Annotated in this window: 14 protein-coding genes; 4 read left to right on the forward strand and 10 right to left on the reverse strand. The window is 72.8% G+C overall.

Annotation, left to right across the window (positions count from 1 at the left end; translation table 11 throughout):
- Positions 1-9 precede the first annotated feature (9 nt).
- Together OG361_RS14315 and OG361_RS14320 are read right to left on the reverse strand one after the other, a co-directional pair.
- Positions 10-1161, reverse strand: coding sequence for a dihydrodipicolinate synthase family protein (locus OG361_RS14315; protein ID WP_405853663.1), 1152 nt, complete (start codon positions 1159-1161; stop codon positions 10-12).
- On the reverse strand, positions 1158-2309 hold the full coding sequence (locus OG361_RS14320) for a Gfo/Idh/MocA family protein (protein WP_405853664.1): 1152 nt from the start codon (positions 2307-2309) through the stop codon (positions 1158-1160). Before OG361_RS14320 ends, OG361_RS14315 begins: the two co-directional genes overlap by 4 nt.
- 111 nt (positions 2310-2420) lie before the next feature.
- Here OG361_RS14320 and OG361_RS14325 point away from each other — a divergent pair, with 111 nt between their 5' ends.
- Together OG361_RS14325 and OG361_RS14330 are read left to right on the forward strand one after the other, a co-directional pair.
- Positions 2421-3467, forward strand: coding sequence for a LacI family DNA-binding transcriptional regulator (locus OG361_RS14325; protein WP_405853665.1), 1047 nt, complete (start codon positions 2421-2423; stop codon positions 3465-3467).
- A gap of 41 nt (positions 3468-3508) precedes the next feature.
- Positions 3509-4075 (forward strand): Uma2 family endonuclease, encoded by a 567-nt coding sequence (locus OG361_RS14330; protein ID WP_405853666.1) that lies wholly within the window; start codon positions 3509-3511, stop codon positions 4073-4075.
- 1 nt (position 4076) lies between these two features.
- Here OG361_RS14330 and OG361_RS14335 read toward each other — a convergent pair whose 3' ends face one another.
- Both OG361_RS14335 and OG361_RS14340 read right to left on the reverse strand, forming a co-directional pair.
- Positions 4077-4640, reverse strand: coding sequence for an AAA family ATPase (locus OG361_RS14335; protein WP_405853667.1), 564 nt, complete (start codon positions 4638-4640; stop codon positions 4077-4079).
- Entirely contained in the window at positions 4637-5803 is a 1167-nt protein-coding gene (locus tag OG361_RS14340) for an EamA family transporter (protein WP_405853668.1), read from the reverse strand. Before OG361_RS14340 ends, OG361_RS14335 begins: the two co-directional genes overlap by 4 nt.
- Before the next feature lie 112 nt (positions 5804-5915).
- Between OG361_RS14340 and OG361_RS14345 the strand changes: the two genes are divergently transcribed.
- Both OG361_RS14345 and OG361_RS14350 read left to right on the forward strand, forming a co-directional pair.
- Positions 5916-6833 (forward strand): LysR family transcriptional regulator, encoded by a 918-nt coding sequence (locus OG361_RS14345; RefSeq protein ID WP_405853669.1) that lies wholly within the window; start codon positions 5916-5918, stop codon positions 6831-6833.
- A gap of 103 nt (positions 6834-6936) precedes the next feature.
- Positions 6937-8766, forward strand: a complete 1830-nt coding sequence (locus OG361_RS14350) for a glycoside hydrolase family 3 protein (protein WP_405853670.1) — start codon at positions 6937-6939, stop codon at positions 8764-8766.
- Positions 8767-8842: 76 nt separating this feature from the next.
- On the opposite strand, the gene OG361_RS14355 is transcribed toward OG361_RS14350, so the two are convergent.
- From OG361_RS14355 to OG361_RS14380, 6 genes are all read right to left on the reverse strand, one after another.
- A complete protein-coding gene (locus tag OG361_RS14355; protein WP_405853671.1) occupies positions 8843-10288 on the reverse strand; it encodes an aminopeptidase in 1446 nt (481 codons plus the stop codon).
- 119 nt (positions 10289-10407) lie between these two features.
- A complete protein-coding gene (locus OG361_RS14360; RefSeq protein WP_405853672.1) occupies positions 10408-10824 on the reverse strand; it encodes a hypothetical protein in 417 nt (138 codons plus the stop codon).
- Between the two features lie 129 nt (positions 10825-10953).
- Entirely contained in the window at positions 10954-11307 is a 354-nt protein-coding gene (locus tag OG361_RS14365) for a hypothetical protein (RefSeq protein ID WP_405853673.1), read from the reverse strand.
- 144 nt (positions 11308-11451) lie between these two features.
- Positions 11452-15282 carry an ABC transporter ATP-binding protein gene (locus tag OG361_RS14370; protein WP_405853674.1) on the reverse strand — a complete coding sequence of 1277 codons (3831 nt, stop codon included), beginning with the start codon at positions 15280-15282 and terminating at the stop codon, positions 11452-11454.
- Positions 15283-15426: 144 nt separating this feature from the next.
- Positions 15427-15852 carry a hypothetical protein gene (locus OG361_RS14375; RefSeq protein ID WP_405853675.1) on the reverse strand — a complete coding sequence of 142 codons (426 nt, stop codon included), beginning with the start codon at positions 15850-15852 and terminating at the stop codon, positions 15427-15429.
- A gap of 98 nt (positions 15853-15950) precedes the next feature.
- Positions 15951-17633 (reverse strand): thiamine pyrophosphate-binding protein, encoded by a 1683-nt coding sequence (locus OG361_RS14380; RefSeq protein WP_405853676.1) that lies wholly within the window; start codon positions 17631-17633, stop codon positions 15951-15953.
- Positions 17634-17698: the final 65 nt, after the last annotated feature.

Genomic DNA, 17698 nt, shown 5'->3' on the forward strand with positions numbered 1-17698 from the left:
GGTCGAGGTTCACCGGGGGACTCCGTGGACCGTGAGCAGGGCCCGCATACGGGCCTCGGCGAGCGAGGGGTCGGGGAACAGGCCGAGTCCGTCGGCGAGTTCGTAGGCCCGGGCGAGGTGAGGGAGCGAGCGGGCGGAGTGCAGGCCGCCGACCATCGTGAAGTGGTCCTGGTGGCCGGCGAGCCAGGCGAGGAGGACGACGCCCGTCTTGTAGAAGCGGGTCGGGGCCTCGAAGAGGTGGCGGGAGAGCTCGACGGTCGGGTCGAGGATCTTGCGGAAGCCCTCGGCGTCGCCGGTGTCGAGGGTCCGGACCGCCTCGGCCGCGAGCGGGGCGAGGGGGTCGAAGATGCCCAGCAGGGCGTGGCTGAAGCCCTGTTCGTCGCCGGCGATGAGCTCCGGGTAGTGGAAGTCGTCGCCCGTGTAGCAGCGGACGCCCTCCGGGAGGCGGCGGCGCAGCTCGACCTCGCGCCGCGCGTCGAGGAGGGAGACCTTGATGCCGTCGACCTTGTCGGGGTGGGCGGCGATGACCTCCAGGAAGGTCTCGGTCGCGGTGTCGAGGTCGGCGGAGCCCCAGTAGCCGTCGAGCGCCGGGTCGAACATCGGGCCGAGCCAGTGCAGGACGACCGGCTCGCTCGCCTGGCGGAGGAGGTGGCCGTACGTGTCGAGGTAGTCGTCCGGGGTGGAGGCCGCGGCGGCGAGGGCCCGGGAGGCCATCAGGATGGCCTGGGAGCCGGTCTCCTCGACGAGGGCGAGCTGCTCTTCGTAGGCCTGGCGGACCGTGGGCAGGTCGGCGGGGCCGGTGAGCTGGTCGGTGCCGACGCCGCAGGCGATCCGTCCGCCCACGCTGTGGGCCTCGGCCGCCGAGCGGCGGATCAGCTCGGCGGCCCCGGCCCAGTCGAGGCCCATCCCGCGCTGGGCGGTGTCCATGGCCTCGGCGACCCCGAGGCCGTGGGCCCAGAGGTGGCGGCGGAAGGCGAGGGTGGCGTCCCAGTCGACGGCGGCGGGCGAGTCGGGGGTGGTGTCGGCGTACGGGTCGGCGACGACGTGCGCGGCGGAGAAGACCGTACGGGAGACGAGGGCTCCGCCGGTGGGGACGGCCAGGGGCTCGGCGCGGGGCTCGTACTCCCGTACGCCGCCGCCCGCCACGGGGAGGCGGATCACAGCGAGACCTCCGGGACGTCGAGGCGCAGGCCTTCGGCGGCCGACCTCAGGCCCAGCTCGGCGAGCTGCACGCCGCGGGCGCCGGCGAGCAGGTCCCAGTGGTACGGCTCGTCGAGCGTGACGTGGCGCAGGAAGAGCTCCCACTGCGCCTTGAAGCCGTTGTCGAACTCGGCGTTGTCGGGGACCTCCTGCCACTGGTCGCGGAAGGACTCGGTGACCGGGATGTCGGGGTTCCACACGGGCTTCGGGGTGGCCGAGCGGTGCTGGACGCGGCAGCCGCGGAGCCCGGCGACGGCGGAGCCGTGGGTCCCGTCGACCTGGAACTCGACGAGCTCGTCGCGGTTGACGCGGACCGTCCAGGAGGAGTTGATCTGGGCGATCGCGCCGCCCTCCAGCTGGAAGATGCCGTACGCGGCGTCGTCGGCGGTCGCGGCGTACGGCTTGCCGTGCTCGTCCCAGCGCTGCGGGACATGGGTGGCGACGTGCGCGGAGACGGAGGTGACCCGGCCGAAGAGCTCGTGGAGCACGTACTCCCAGTGCGGGAACATGTCGACGACGATGCCGCCGCCGTCCTCCGCGCGGTAGTTCCAGCTGGGGCGCTGGGCGTCCTGCCAGTCGCCCTCGAAGACCCAGTAGCCGAACTCGCCGCGCACGGAGAGGATCTCGCCGAAGAAGCCGCCGTCGATGAGCCGCTTGAGCTTGAGCAGCCCGGGGAGGAAGAGCTTGTCCTGGACGACGCCGTGCTTGATGCCGGCGGTCTCGGCGCGGCGGGCGAGGTCGAGGGCGCCGGCGAGGTCGGCGGCGGTGGGCTTCTCGGTGTAGATGTGCTTCCCGGCGTCGATGGCCTTGGTGAGGGCCTCGACGCGGGCGGAGGTGACCTGGGCGTCGAAGTAGATGTCGATGCTGTCGTCGGCGAGGACGGCGTCGAGGTCGGTGGACCACTCGGTGAGGCCGTGGCGCTCGGCGAGGGCGCGCAGGGCGTGCTCGCGGCGGCCGACGAGGACGGGCTCGGGCCAGAGGACCTCGCCGTTGCCGAGGTCGAGGCCGCCCTGTTCGCGCAGGGCGAGGATCGAGCGGACGAGGTGCTGGCGGTATCCCATGCGTCCCGTGACGCCGTTCATGGCGATGCGGACTGTCCTGCGTGTCACGAAAGATTCCTCTCCCCGGCGTTCCGCGCCTCCATAGAAAGCGCTTTCTGTCTGGGATGACGCTAGCCTGCCGACATCACGCCGGACAAGGGCCTCGGAGGTACGCACACGATGACCGTCACCCTGGCGGACGTGGCCGCCCGCGCACGGGTCTCCCCCGCGACCGTCTCCCGCGTCCTGAACGGGAACTACCCGGTCGCCGCCTCGACCCGCGAACGGGTCCTGCGGGCCGTGGACGAGCTGGACTACGTCCTCAACGGCCCCGCGAGCTCCCTCGCCGCCGCCACGTCCGACCTGGTCGGCGTGCTGGTCAACGACATCGCCGACCCCTTCTTCGGGATCATGGCGAGCGCGGCGCAGAGCGCGATCGGGGAGGTCGCCTCGGGGCGGGCCGGGGGCGAGAAGCTCGCCGTCGTCTGCAACACGGGCGGCTCCCCCGCGCGCGAGCTGACGTACCTCACCCTGCTCCAGCGTCAGCGGGCCGCGGCCGTCATCCTCATGGGCGGCTCACTGGAGGACCCGGAGCACCTGGCGGCGACGGCGGACAAACTGGCCAAGCTGGCGGAGGCGGGGACCCGGGTGGTGCTCTGCGGGCGCCCGCCGGTGCCCGGCGACGCGAACGCGGCGGCCCTCGTCTTCGACAACCGCACCGGCGCGCGGCGCCTGACCGAGCATCTGCTGGAGCTCGGACACCGGCGCATCGGGTACGTGGCGGGACCGGCCGACCGGACGACGACCCGGCACCGGCTCGAAGGCCACCGGGAGGCGCTCGCCGCGGCGGGCGTCGCCGAGGGCCCGACGGTCCACGGCCCGTACGACCGCCGGTCCGGCTACGAGGCGACCGCCGAACTCCTCGACCGCGACCCGGACCTCACGGCGGTCGTCGCCGCCAACGACACGGTGGCGCTCGGCGTCTGCGCGGCCCTGCGGGAACGGGGCCTGTCCATCCCGGACGACGTCTCGGTGGCGGGCTTCGACGACCTGCCGTTCTCGATCGACGCGGTCCCGGCCCTCACGACGGTACGGCTGCCGCTGCACGACGCGGGGGTCCGGGCGGGCCGCCTGGCGATGGGCGCGGAGGAGCCTCCGGCGGGGGGTCCGGTGAACGTCCCGGGGGAGCTGGTGGTGCGGGGGTCGACGGCCCGGCCGCGGGGGTAGCGGGGCGCTATCGTGGTGACGAACGGCACACGGAGGATCGCATGGCGACCATACTGATGGACCTTCCCAGCGCCTGGGACGCCCTGGACGGCGTCAACCTGCCTCGCGGCTACCACGTCGAGATCACGGACGGGAAGATCATCATGACGCCGCAGGGCGAGAGCCGGTCGGACATCCTCCTGGAGGCCGCACCTCAGATCAAGAAGCAGCTCGCGGGGCAGGGCAAGCTGCTGACGGACGTCATGATCGACTTCCCGTCGCACCTCTACGGATACGCCCCCGACCTGACCGTCGTCGCACCTGGCTCCGAGCGGAACAGCCGCGGCCGCTTCGAGTGGCACAGCCTTGAGGCCGTCATCGAGGTCGTCTCGAAGAGCACACGGGACAACGACTTCACGAAGAAGTTCCGGATGTATGCCGAGTGCGCCATCCCGGTCTACGTGATCATCGACCCGTCGGACAACACCTGCACCATCCACAGCAACCCCACGCGCACCGGCGTCTACGTGGACCAGGAGCAGATCGCCTTCGGCGAGGACCTGGTCCTGCCGCTCGAAGGGCGGGAAATCGTCGTGAAGACGGACGGATTCCCGCGCTCCGAGAGCTGACCTACTTCTCCGGCGTCAGACCCGTCGCCGTCAGGACCGCCTCCACCGTCTCCTCGACCGCCTGGTCCGCGTTGTCGATCCAGACGCCCTCGCCGGAGAGTTCCTCGCGCATGGCCTCGTCCAGGAAGGCCCAGTTGGTCGTGAGGCGCTTGTGGCGGGCGTTGTTGCGTTCCCAGGCCTTGTCCGGGCCGGGGGCCAGGATCACCACGTGGAGCGGGACCGCCTTCGTGTGGGCGCGGTAGAAGTCCAGGTGGGAGCGGCGTACGACGACGTCGTCGAGGACCGGCAGGAAGCCGGCGGAGGCGAGGCTGTCCGCGAGGAGGCAGGCGTTCCGGGCGCGCAGCAGGATCTGGCGGTCCGCCTCCGGGTCGCCGTCCGGGCTGGGCCAGTGGCAGCCCTGGACGATCAGCTCCTGGAGGTCGTCGACCTCGATGTGCGCGGAGCGGGCGAAGCGGGCCGCGAGGGCCGCCGCGACGGTCGACTTGCCGCTGCCGGGGATACCGACGAGCAGGACGGCACCGGGTGCGGGTGCGGGGGCGTCGACGGTGATGTGCTCGAAGGTCATGCGGGCCTTTCCTCGCCGGTGGGACCGGACGACGATACGTTCGCGGGCTCGCGGGACGCCAGGGAATTCCCCGGCGGTACGGGCGCGTTGGCCGGGCTCGCTCCTGGCCCCGGCGGTACGGGCGAGGGGGCCGGGCGCGCCCCCGACACCGGCGGTACGGGCGCGGGAGCCGGACGCCCGCCTGGCCCCCGCTGCACGGGCGTTGAGGACGGGCGCGCCCCCGACACCGGCTGTACGGGCGTCGTGGCCGGGCGCGCCCCCGGTGCGAAGGACGTCAGCGCCACTCCCCCGACGAGCAGCGCCGCCGCGCACCAGCGGAGCGGGCTCACGCCCTCCCCCAGGAACAGGGCCGCCGAGGACATGCCGAAGACGGGGACGAGGAGCGAGAAGGGCGCGACGGAGGAGGCCGGATAGCGGCGGAGCAGCCACCCCCAGGCGCCGAAGCCGAAGACGGTCGTCACCCACGCGACGTAGAGGATGACGCCGACGCCCGTCCAGTCGAGTCCGCGCAGGGCCGCGAGGTCGCGTTCCGGACCCTCCAGGAGGAGGGAGAGGGCGAGCAGCGGCAGGACGGGCACGGTGCTGACCCAGATCATGAAGTTGAGGGCGTCGGGCGGGGAGGCCTTGCGGGTCAGGACGTTGGAGACGCCCCAGCAGGCCGCCGCGGCGATCACCAGGGCGAAGCCCGTGAGCGCCCCCGCCCCGTCGAACGCGCCCTCGTCGACGGCCGCGACGCCGATGCCCGCGAGGGCGACCGCCATGCCCGCCACCTTGAGGCGGCCGGGGCGCTCGCCGAGGGCGGCGAAGGCGAAGAGGGCGGTGAAGACCGCCTGGACCTGGAGGACCAGGGAGGACAGCCCGGCCGGGGCGCCGAGGTCCATGCCGGTGAAGAGCAGCCCGAACTTGGCCACGCCCAGGACGAGTCCGACGCCCACGATCCACTTCCAGGCCACGGTGGGGCGGCCCACCAGGAAGACGGCCGGCAGGGCGGCGGCGAGGAAGCGGAGGGCGGAGAAGAGCAGCGGCGGGAAGTGGTCGAGGCCGATCTCGATGACGACGAAGTTGACGCCCCAGACGGCGGCGACCAGGGCGGCGAGGGCGAGGTGGGCGGGGGCGAGGCGGGTGGCGGCGGAAGGGGCGGACGCGAGGGGGGCGGGGCGCATGCCGTCGAGCATGACCGCCACCGACCGTGTAGCACCAGAACAGGTCTCTTCATGGTGGGATGAAGCAACGCTTCATCCTCCTCACTCCGACTCACCTCGACGGGAGCCCTCCGTGCTGGATCTCGGCCGCCTGCGCGCCCTCCACGCCGTCGCCGTCCACGGCAGCGTCGGCGCCGCCGCCACCGCCCTCGGCTACACGCCGTCCGCGGTCTCCCAACAGATCGCGAAGCTGGAGCGCGAGACCCGTACGACCCTGCTCGAACGCAGTGGGCGCGGTATCCGGCTCACCGACGAGGCTCATCAACTCGCCTCCACCGCACAACAGTTGCTCGCCCTCGTGGAGGAGGCCGAGGTGCGGCTCGAAGAGCGGCGCGGCCGGCCGTCGGGGCGCCTCTCGGTCGCCTGTTTCGCGAGCGCGGCGCGCGGTCTCATGCCCCGGGCGCTCGCGGAGCTGACCCGGCTCCACCCCGACCTCGACACCCGCCTGTCCGAGGTGGACCCGCACCTCTCGATCGACCTGGTGACGCGGGGCGTGATCGACCTGGCCGTGGTGCACGACTGGGACATCGCGCCGCTGCCGGCGCCGCCGGGGGTCGAGCAGGCGGCCATCGGCGACGACCTGTGCGACATCCTCGTCCACCGGGACCATCCGCTGGCGGCGCGGGAGGCGGTGCGCCGGGAGGAGCTGGCGGCCGAGCGGTGGATCTCGCAGCCGCCGGGAACGGTCTGCCACACCTGGCTGACCCGGACGCTGAGGGCGACGGGGTACGAGCCGCTGATCGTCCACCAGGCGGAGGAGAACCACACCCAGGTCGCCCTGGTGGCGGCCGGTCTGGGAATCGCGCTCGTGCCGCGGCTCGGTCGCGGGGTGCTGCCGCCGGAGGTGACGCCGGTCCGTCTCGACCCGGTGCCGACGCGCCGGCTGCACGCCATGTGGCGGACGGGGGCGGCGCGGCGCCCGGCGATCCGGGAGACGGTCCGTACGCTCCAGGAGCTCTGGCCCTCCATCGCCTCGACCACCGGGGCGTAGGAACGTCGATTCCTGCGCGGGTCCTTGACCTGGCAGTTACTTTCGGGCTATCCGTGACTCCTTGGAAGTTTCCTTCAACCCTGCACGGCCGGAAGGAGCATCAGTGCACCACCGCGCCCCCGCCCCCTCCCGACGCACCCTTCTCACGGTGACGGCCGCAGCCGCCGCGGCCGCCGTCACCGGCGCCGCCGCCCCGGTGGCCCACGCCGAGAAGGAGCTGCACGACGACAGGAAGCTCCAGCGGATCATCGATCGGATGTCCCTGGAGGAGAAGGTCGGCCAGCTCTTCGTCATGCGGGTGTACGGCCACTCCGCGACCGCCCCCGACCAGGCCGACATCGACGCCAACCTCAAGGAGATCGGCGTCCGCACCGCCGCCGAGCTGGTCGAGCGCTACCACGTGGGCGGCGTCATCTACTTCTCCTGGGCGCACAACACCCGCGACCCGCACCAGATCGCCGAGCTCTCCAACGGCATCCAGCAGGCCGGTCTCGCGCAGCCGACCCCGGTCCCCCTGCTGATCTCCACGGACCAGGAGCACGGCATCGTCTGCCGGGTCGGCGAGCCGGCCACGCTGGTGCCCGGGGCGATGGCGCTCGGCGCGGGCGGCTCGCTCGCGGACGCCCGCAAGGCCGCGCAGATCGCGGGGGCCGAGCTCGCCGCCGTCGGCATCCGGCAGAACTACGCCCCGGTCGCCGACGTCAACGTCAACCCGGCCAACCCGGTCATCGGCGTCCGCTCCTTCGGCTCCGACCCGCGCGCGGTCGCCGGTCTGGTCGCCGCCCAGGTGAAGGGGTACCAGCGGGCCGGGGTCGCGGCCACCTCCAAGCACTTCCCGGGGCACGGCGACACCGCCGTCGACAGCCACTACGGCCTGCCGACGATCACCCACACCCGGGTCGAGTGGGCCGCGCTCGACGCCCCGCCCTTCGAGTCGGCGATCGACGCCGGGATCGACTCGATCATGACCGCGCACATCGTGGTGCCCGCGCTCGACCCCAGCGAGGACCCGGCGACCCTCTCCCGGCCCATCCTCACCGGCATCCTGCGCGAACAGCTCGGCTACGACGGCGTGGTGGTCACCGACTCGCTCGGCATGGAGGGCGTGCGCACCAAGTACGGCGACGAGCGCGTCCCGGTCCTCGCGCTCAAGGCGGGGGTGGACCAGCTCCTCAACCCGCCGAAGCTCGACGTGGCCTGGAACGCGGTCCTGAAGGCGGTCGCGGACGGCGAGCTGACGGAGGACCGGCTCGACGAATCGATCCTGCGGATCCTGCGGCTCAAGACGAAGCTGGGCCTCTTCCGGCAGCCGTACGTGACCCGCGCCGGCGTCGACCGGGTGGTCGGCACCCCGGCGCACCTGGACCGGGCGGACCGGATCGCCGAGCGGACCACGACCCTGCTCCTCAACGAGGACGGCTTCCTCCCGCTGAGCCCGGCCGGGCACGGCAGGGTCCTCGTCGTCGGCGCCGACCCGGCCTCGCCGTCCGGCACCACCGGGCCGCCCACCACCACCCTGGCGACGGCGCTCGGGGAGCTCGGGTTCACCGCGACCGCGCTCTCCACCGGGATCACCCCGACCGCCGCGAAGATCGAGGAGGCGGTGGCGGCGGCGGCCGGCCAGGACGTGGTCGTCGTGGGCACGTACAACGTCACCGCGACGAGCCCGCAGCGCACGCTCGTCGCACGGCTCGTCGCGAGCGGCGTCCCCGTGGTGACGGTCGCGATCCGCAACCCGTACGACATCGCCAGGATCGGCGGCCAGCGGGCGACCCTCGCCGCCTACTCCTGGACCGACGTCGAACTCCGGGCCGCCGCCCGGGTGCTGGCCGGCCGGGCCCGGCCGCAGGGGCGGCTGCCCGTCCCGGTGCAGAGCGCCGACGACCCGGCCCGGGTGCTGTACCCGGTGGGCCACGGCCTGTCGTACCGCTGACCCGCCGCAGTCCTGACACGGGTGTGCCCGGCGGTCCTCGGAAGGACCGCCGGGCACACTCACGCGTACAGGGGGGTTACGGGCGCAGCCCGTGCTCCCGCGTCACGTCCTCGTCGACCACCTTGTCGAGGCGGGCGTCGAAGCGCGCCAGCGGCTGCGCCGCCTGGACGGCCGGGGCGGGCACGCCGGCCCAGGCCAGGATGCGGGCGGTGGCGTTCTCGCGCTCGGCGTCGACGAGCCCGGCCACGTTCGCGCCGTGGTTCGCGCCCGGCGCCGTGTAGACGTAGCTGTCGCGCGCGCCCTTGCCGAGGTGGAACGGCTCGGCGCCCCACGGGTCGTTGCCGCCGTAGACGAAGAGCATCTGGTTCGCGTTCCTGCGGACCCAGTTGTCGACGTCCCGCATGGCCTGCGGCTGGAACTTCATCGGGATCGAGCTCGGCACGAAGTTGCGGGCCGGCTGGTAGCCGTAGCGGCTGAGACCCGCGAGGTGCGGCTGCTTGATGGTGGGCGAGCCGAGCTGGGTCGCCGCCTGGTAGTAGTACGGCGTGTAGTAGTCCAGGCCCTGGTCGGTGTAGGCGGACCAGCCGGAGTAGGCGTCGATCGTCTCGTAGACGGTGTCGTCGCTCGCGGTCGCCGCGTCCGGGATCTGGTCGCAGACGTCCTCGCCGTAGTACTGCCAGAAGCCCCAGACGAAGTCGAGGACGACGGCCTCGTAGGCCTTGTCGAGCGAGCCGATCGTGTTGAAGGTGGCGCCCTCGGTCTCGGCCCACTCCTTGTACTTCTTCTGCAGGGGCTCGCGGCGGACGAGGGCCTCGCGCTGCATGGTGTTGAGGCGGTCGCGGCACTCCTTGGTGCCGACGTTCGCGAAGAACCGGTCGTAGGCCGAGTCCTCGTTGTTCACCACGTCGTTCGGGGCGACGTACGCGACGACGCCGTCCATGTCGCGCGGGTAGAAGCGCTCGTAGTAGGTGGCGGTCATGCCGCCCTTCGAGCCGCCGGTGGAGAGCCAGTTCTTGTCGTAGATCCGCTTCAGCGCGGTGAAGATCCGGTGCTGGTCGCTGGCCGCCTGCCAGATGTCGAGCTTGGACCAGTCGGCGGGCTGCGGGCGGGACGGCGTGAAGAAGCGGTACTCCATGGAGATCTGGTTGCCGTCGATGATCCGGGTCGGCTCGGCCCGGCTCGGCGTGGTGCTCAGCCCGTAGCCGCTGGTGCGGAAGACGGTGGGACGGCTCGTGTCCTTGTGGAGGACGGAGAGCCGCTGCTTGAACGTGCCCTTCCACGGGCGTCGGTGGTCGACCGGCTGGTCGTACTCCAGGACGAAGAAGCGGTAGCCGGCGTAGGGCTTCTCCTCGATCAGGCTCATCCCGGGGATCGCCAGGATCTGGTCCTTGATGTCCGCGCTCTGCGAGTCGGCGACGGCCGTGGCGTCGGTCTCGGTGTCCGCGGCGGTGGCCACGCCCGTCGAGCCGACGGTGCCTATGAGCACCGAAAGCGACACGAGCCATCTGAGCGACTTGCGCATTCGTCCTCCCCTTGGTTCACAACGGTGTCGCGAACCTAGCGGGGGCAACGTGCGGACCGCCAGACCCAGTTGCTCCTTACCCTTGGACTTTCCTGTGCATCAGCAGAGGAAACGGGACATCAGCAGAGGATCCAGCCGGTGGACCGGCTCGTCCCGGACACCGAACCGTAGGCGCGGACGCAGCGGTTGAGGGCGTGGACGGTGACGGGGCCGGTCTGCCGGCCGAACCGTCCGCTCTTGACGGCGGGACGGCCGCCGCGCGGCTGGAGGGAGACGGTCATGGGCCGGGCGGCGCCGGGCCGCTTGGCGACGGTGACGGCGCAGGCGTAGTGACGGGTCCGGTAGAGACGCAGCTCGCCGGTGGCGAACGAGTAGGTCTTGGTGGGCCGGCCGCTGCAGACGGAGGCGGCGTCGGCGGTGCCGCCGCCGGGGCCGGGCCCGGGGAGGAGGAGCAGGGCGAGGGCGGCGAGGAGCGGGGCGAGGACGCGGGCGAGCGGCCACCGGCCGCGTCGGGTCCTCGTCGTGTCCGTGGGCATGTGGGGTCCCCTCCCGGGTGAGTCGCCGTACGGACGTACGGAGATTCAGGCGTACGGGCGTACGACGCACCCGCCTCCGGAATGGTTGCCTCCGGAAGGCTGCGGTGGCCTGCGGTGGCCAGCGGGGGCCTACGCGAACGTCGTCAGGACGAACAGCAGGAAGGCGGCCTCGGCTCCGAGCTGGATCCACAGCGCCGCCCGGCGGACGTCGGCGCGGGAGGTGCTCTGCACGGCCACGAAGGCCGCACCGGCGACCACCAGGCTCGCGACGTACAGGAATCCGGGGGCGCCCCCGCAGCCGGTCCCGTGGGTGACGCAGCTGGAGCCGTCCTCGGTGCTGAGGGCGAGGAAGCCGGCGAGCAGGGTCGCGGGCAGCAGCAGCCCGGCCCAGATCAGCGCCCGCTTCCGCAGACGCGCACCTTCCACGTCCGGCGGGGTGATCGGGACGGGCGAGGCGGCGCGGCTGCGGAGGTCGGGGCTCATGACCCCATCCAAGCCCGCGGGGCGGTGGTCCGGGAATCCGTCCGGATACTCATCCGGACGGACGGCCCGTACTCACCCGCGCACTCACACCCGCGCCCCCGCCCGTACTCACCCGCGCACTCGCACCCGCGCCCCCGCCCGTTCTCACACCCGCTCGGGCTCCGCCTCCGCCTCCCCGATGAACGTGCTCCACAGCGCCGCGTACCGCCCGCCCAGGGCGAGCAGCTCCTCGTGGGTGCCGTCCTCCGCCACCCGGCCGTGGTCCATCAGGACCACGCGGTCGGCGCGGGCCGCCGTGGTCAGCCGGTGGGCGACGACGAGGGTCGTCCGGCGGCCCGCGATCCGGTCGGTGGCCTGGTTGACCTGGGCCTCGGTGGCGAGGTCCAGGGCCGCCGTGGCCTCGTCCAGGAGCAGGACGTCCGGGTCGACGAGCTCGGCGCGGGCGAGCGCGACGAGCTGGCGCTGTCCGGCCGAGAGGTTCCGCCCGCGCTCGGCGACCTCGTGGAGGTAGCCGCCGTCGAGCGTGGCGATCATGTCGTGGGCGCCGACCGCGCGGGCCGCCGCCTCGACCTCGGCGTCGGTCGCCCCGGGGCGGCCGTACGCGATGGCGTCGCGGACCGTCCCGGCGAAGAGGTACGCCTCCTGGGGGACGACCCCGAGCCGGTGCCGGTACGCGGTGAGGTCCAGGTCCCGCAGGTCGGTGCCGTCGGCGGTGACCCGGCCGGCCGTCGGGTCGTAGAACCGCGCGACCAGCTTGACCAGGGTCGACTTGCCCGCGCCGGTCTCGCCGACGAAGGCGACGGTCTGCCCGGCCGGGATGCGCAGGTCGATGCCGGTGAGGGCCGCGTCCTCCCCGTCGCGGACGTCGGTGGTGCCGTACGCGAATGACACGTCCTCGAAGGCGATCTCGCCGCGCAGCGACCTCACGTCCCGGGGCTCGTCGGCGGCGGCCGTCGACGTCGGCTCCTGGAGGAGCTCCTGCACCCGCTTCAGCGAGACCGAGGCCTGCTGGTATCCGTCGAAGACCTGCGAGAGCTGCTGCACGGGCGCGAAGAAGAGGTCGATGTAGAGGAGGTAGGCGACGAGCGCACCGGTGGTGAGGCTGCCGGCCTCGATGCGGTTCGCGCCGACGATCATGACGGCCGCGGCGGCCGCCGAGGACAGCAGCGTCACGAAGGGGAAGTAGATCGAGATCAGCCACTGGCCGCGGACGCGCGCCTCGCGGTACTCGGCGCTGCGGGCGGCGAACCGGTCCGCGCCCGAGTGCTCGCGGCGGAAGGCCTGCACGATCCGCAGGCCGACGACCGACTCCTGGAGGTCGGCGTTGACGACGCTGATCCGATCGCGCGCCAGCTCGTACGCCTTCACGCTCGACCGGCGGAAGTAGTAGGTGGCGACGGCGAGGACCGGCAGGGTCGCGAAGACCACCAGGGCGAGCTGGAGGTCGAGGAAGAGCAGCGCGACCATGATCCCGAAGAAGGTCACGACCGAGACGAAGGCGGTGACGAGACCCGTCTGGAGGAAGGTGGACAGGGCGTCCACGTCCGTGGTCATCCGGGTCATGATCCGGCCGGTCAGCTCGCGCTCGTAGTAGTCGAGGCCGAGCCGCTGGAGCTGGGCGAAGATCTTCAGGCGCAGCGTGTAGAGGACCCGCTCGCCGGTACGTCCCGTCATCCGGGTCTCGGCGGTCTGCGCGACCCACTGCACGAGCACGGTGACCAGGGCGAGCGCGGAGGCCGCCCAGACGGCGCCGATCGCGAGCCGGTTCACGCCCTCGTCGATGCCGTGCCGGATCAGCACCGGCAGCAGCAGGCCGGCGCCCGCGTCGAGCGCGACCAGGCCGAGGCTGATGAGCAGCGGGACGCCGAAGCCGCGGAGCAGCCGGCGCAGCCCTCCGCCCGCGCCCACGGCCCGGGCGGTGTTCCCGGTGTCCTCGGGGGAGACCGCACGGGCCTCGTCGATCCCGGGGATGTCGGTGGCGGGCGGCAGGGCCTCGACGGCGGCGATCAGCTCGGGGGTGGCTCCGGGCGCCGGGCTCTCCTCGGTCTCGCGCCCGTCCCGCCCCCAGAGTGCCGGGGTGATGCCCCGTTCGGCGTCGAACTCGGCGTCGAGCTCGGCCCGCAGGGTGGCGTCCTCGGGAAGTTCGGTGGGGGTCACATGACCCGGCGAGACGGCGCCCAGCGCGTCGGGGTCGGTGAGGAGGCGCCGGTAGAGCGGGGAGCGCTCCTCCAGCTCCTCGTGGGTGCCGATGTCGGAGAGCCGCCCGTCGTCGAGGACGGCGATGCGGTCGGCGAGGCCGAGGGTGGAGCGGCGGTGGGCGATGAGCAGGGTCGTACGGCCCGCCATGACCGACTTCAGGGCCTCGTGGATCTCGTGCTCGACCTTGGCGTCGACGGCGGAGGTGGCGTCGTCGAGGAGGAGGAGCCGGGGGTCGGTGAGGATCGCGCGGGCGAGCGCGACGCGCTGGCGCTGGCCGCCGGAGAGGGTGAGGCCGTGCTCGCCGACCTTGGTGTCGTACCCGTGGGGCAGCTCGTCGATGAACCGATCGGCCCGGGCGGCGCGGGCGGCGGCCTCGATCTGCTCCTGGGTGGCGTCGGGGACGCCGTACGCGATGTTGGCGCGGACCGTGTCGGAGAAGAGGAAGGAGTCCTCGGGGACGAGCCCGACGGCGGCGCGGAGCGAGTCGAGGGTGAGTTCGCGGACGTCGTGGCCGCCGACGAGGACGGCGCCGTGGTCGACGTCGTAGAAGCGCGGCAGGAGGAGGGAGACGGTCGACTTGCCGGAGCCGGAGGAGCCGACGAGGGCGACGGTCTCGCCGGAGCGGATCTCCAGGGAGAAGCCGTCGAGAACCGGCCTGGTCTTGCCGGAGGCGCCCTGGTACGAGAAGCCGACGTCGTCGAACTCGACGGTGGCCGGGGCGTCGGCCGGGAGCTCCTTCGTCCCGTCCTGGATCACCGGCTCGGTGTCGACGAGGTCGAGGACCCGGTCGACGCCCGCGCGGGCCTGCTGGCCGACGGTGAGGACCATGGCGAGCATGCGGACCGGGCCGACGAGGGACGCCAGGTAGGCGGAGAAGGCGACGAAGGTGCCGAGGGTGATCTGCCCTCGGTAGGCGAGCCAGCCGCCCAGGGCGAGGACGGCGACCTGGCCGAGGGCGGGTACCGCCTGGAGGGCGGGGGTGTACTTCGCGTTCAGCCGGATCGTCCGCAGCCGGCCGGCGAAGAGCTTCCGCCCGGCCTCCCGGATCTTGCCGATCTCCTGGTCCTCCTGGCCGAAGCCCTTCACGACCCGGACGCCGGTCACGGCCCCGTCGACGACCCCGGCGACGGCGGCGGCCTGCTGCTGCGCGTGCCAGGTGGCCGGGTGGAGGCGGGTGCGGCTGCGCTTGGCGATGAACCAGAGGGCGGGGGCGACGGCGAGCGCGACGAGGGTGAGGGGGAGGGAGAGCCAGGCCATGACGGCCAGCGAGATGAGGAAGAGCAGGACGTTCCCGATCGTCATCGGGAGCATGAACAGAAGGCCCTGGATGAGCTGGAGGTCGCTGGTGGCCCGCCCGACGACCTGCCCGGTGGACAGCTCGTCCTGCCGCCGCCCGTCGAGCCGGGTGATGGCCCCGAACATGTCGGTGCGGAGGTCGTGCTGGACGTCGAGGGCGAGGCGGCCGCCGTAGTACCGGCGGACGTAGGTGAGGGCGTACACGAGGACGGCGGCGCCCAGGAGGAAGCCGGTCCAGACGCCGAGGTCCCGGGTCTTCGTCCCGATGACGTCGTCGATGATCACCTTGGTGACGAGCGGGACGAGGGCGAGGACGGCCATGCCGACGAGGGACGACCCGAGCGCGAGCACCACGTTCGCCTTGTACCGCCAGGCGTACCCGGCGAGCCTGCGCGCCCAGCCCTGCTGCCGGGCCTCCGCCTGTCGCGGCGCCTCCGCCTGCTGCCGCTCGTCCGCCTGTTTCTGCCCGACCGCCGCCACGAGTGGCCTCCCCTTCGTCCTGCTCTACCGGAAGGCCCAACACGTCTGGGCTGCGATTTCATCCCGCCGCAACAATTCGGGGCCTGAAGACGGACGAGGATCGGTCCCAGGTCCTAGGACCCGGGACCGGAGGATCGCAGGGGACTAGAAGGGACCGGACAGGGTCACGGAGATGCCGTTGCCGGTGTCCGTGACGACCACGTTGCTCCACACCAGGCTCATCGGAGGACTGCACTTGGGCTGGAAGGTGGCGGTGACGGTGACGGAGAAGTTGGCCTTGCCGTTCTGCACGGGGAAGACGCCGCCGCCGCCGGTGGACTGCTTGTTGCCGGCCGAGGGGTCCTGGCCGCCACGGTTGACGCACTGCGCGTCTGCGGTGACGGAAATGTTCACGCTCTGCTGGTTGCCGAGGCCTGCCTCCTTGCCCTTGACGGTCAGGGTGCTACCGGAGGCCGTCGCGGTCGGGGTACCGACGAAGTGCGCGCTCACGGCGCCGGCGGACGGGGCCAGGAAGCCCACGATGCCGAGCGCCACGGAAGCGGGCACGAGGAATACGGAATGGCGTCGCATGACGTGTCACCTCAAAGGGGAACCAACGTCTCGCGGAGCGCGCCACTGTCCGCGGGCGGATGTACCCAGACTATGCCTCCGGGGCACCCGTTGCTTCCTCAGAGATGCGTCGGCTCGAACATCCTCAGGAGGGCGGGCAGGACCACCACCGAGGGGCCGGGGGTGGCGAGGGCCTTGGCGAGGTCGGCGGCGAGGGTCTCCGGGGTCGTACCGGTCGCCGGGACGCCGAAGGACTCGGCGAGGGCGACGAAGTCCGGGCGGCTGAGCTCGGTGCCCGTGGCCTCGCCGAAGGCGTCCGTCATGTACTCGCGCAGGATGCCGTAGCCGCCGTCGTCGACGATCAGCCAGGTCACGTCGAGGCCGTACTGCTTCGCCGTGGCCAGCTCCGCGATCGAGTACATCGCGCCGCCGTCGCCGGAGACCGCGAGGACCGGCTGGGACGGGTCCGCGGCGGCCGCGCCGAGTGCGGCGGGGAAGCCGTAGCCGAGGCCGCCGGCGCCCTGGGCGGAGTGCATGGTGTTCGGGTGCCGGGCGTCGAAGGCCGACCACGCCCAGTACGCGAGGATCGTCATGTCCCAGAAGCTCGGGGCCCGGTCCGGGAGCGCCTCGCGCACCGCGGCGACGATCCGCTGCTCCGGGCCGAGGTCCTGGGCGGCGATCCGCTCCCGCACCTTGCCCAGGACGGCCGAGACCCGCCCGGGGGCGGTCGGGTCCGTGCGCTCGCCGACCGTCTCCAGGAGCGCCTGGAGGGCGATCCTGGCGTCCGCGTGGATGCCGAGCGCCGGGTGGTTGGACTCCAGCTTGCCGGCGTCCGCCTCGATCTGGATCACCCGGCCGCGCGGGGCGAAGGTGTGGTAGTTCGAGGAGAGTTCGCCGAGGCCCGAGCCGACGACGAGGAGGACGTCGGCGTCCTCCAGGAAGTCGGTGGTGTGCCGGTCCTCCAGCCAGGACTGGAGCGAGAGCGGGTGCTTCCAGGGGAAGGCGCCCTTGCCGCCGAAGGTGGTGACGACGGGCGCGTCGATCCGCTCGGCGAGCGCGAGGAGCTTGCCGGAGGCGTCGGAGCGTACGACTCCGCCGCCGGCGATGATCACGGGCCGGGCGGCCTTCGTCAGCAGGTCGGCCGCGACCGCCGTGAGCTCGGGGCGCGGGGCGACCTCCTCGGGCGTCGCGTCCATGGCGGTGACCACCGGCAGGTGGGTCTCCGCGAGGAGCACGTCCTGCGGGATCTCCACCCAGACCGGGCCGTGCGGGGCGGTGAGCGCCGACTCCCAGGCCGCCGCGATCGCGGACGGGATCTGGGACTGCGTACGGACCGTGTGGACGGACTTCACGATGTCGCGGAAGGAGGCCTGCTGGTCGCGCAGCTCGTGGAGGTAGCCGTGCCGGCCGCCGCCGAGCCCGGCCACCGGGATCTGACTGCCGATCGCGAGGACCGGCGCGGACGCGGCGGCCGCCTCCTGGAGCGCGGCGAGCGACATGAGCGCGCCGGGCCCGGTGGAGAGCAGCAGCGGGGCCGCCTCGCCGGTGATCCGGCCGTACCCGTCGGCGGCGAAGCCCGCGTTGTTCTCGACGCGGAGTCCCACGTACCGCAGGGAGGACCGGCGCAGGGCGTCGAACATGCCGAGCGCGTGCTGACCGGGCAGACCGAAGACCGTGGTCGCGCCGAGGCCGGTGAGGCTCTCGACGACGAGGTCGCCGCCGTTGCGCCCGGGCGGCGGGTTCAGGGCGGCCTCGGTCTGCGCCGGCGTGGGGCGCAGGACCAGGTCGTGGTCGTGGGTCATGAACAGGTCCCCTTGGGCGTGGCTCGGTGGGTGGGTGCGGCCCGGTGGGTGGGTTGTGCCCACCC

Source organism: Streptomyces sp. NBC_00090 (assembly GCF_045160815.1).
Lineage (GTDB): Bacteria > Actinomycetota > Actinomycetes > Streptomycetales > Streptomycetaceae > Streptomyces.

Coding starts and splice junctions, on each gene's coding strand:
- OG361_RS14325 (WP_405853665.1), top strand. CDS start 2,421: ATGACCGTCACCCTGGCGGACGTGGCCGCCCGCGCACGGGTCTCCCCC.
- OG361_RS14330 (WP_405853666.1), top strand. CDS start 3,509: ATGGCGACCATACTGATGGACCTTCCCAGCGCCTGGGACGCCCTGGAC.
- OG361_RS14335 (WP_405853667.1), bottom strand. CDS start 4,640: ATGACCTTCGAGCACATCACCGTCGACGCCCCCGCACCCGCACCCGGT.
- OG361_RS14340 (WP_405853668.1), bottom strand. CDS start 5,803: ATGCGCCCCGCCCCCCTCGCGTCCGCCCCTTCCGCCGCCACCCGCCTC.
- OG361_RS14355 (WP_405853671.1), bottom strand. CDS start 10,288: ATGCGCAAGTCGCTCAGATGGCTCGTGTCGCTTTCGGTGCTCATAGGC.
- OG361_RS14360 (WP_405853672.1), bottom strand. CDS start 10,824: ATGCCCACGGACACGACGAGGACCCGACGCGGCCGGTGGCCGCTCGCC.
- OG361_RS14365 (WP_405853673.1), bottom strand. CDS start 11,307: ATGAGCCCCGACCTCCGCAGCCGCGCCGCCTCGCCCGTCCCGATCACC.
- OG361_RS14375 (WP_405853675.1), bottom strand. CDS start 15,852: ATGCGACGCCATTCCGTATTCCTCGTGCCCGCTTCCGTGGCGCTCGGC.
- OG361_RS14380 (WP_405853676.1), bottom strand. CDS start 17,633: ATGACCCACGACCACGACCTGGTCCTGCGCCCCACGCCGGCGCAGACC.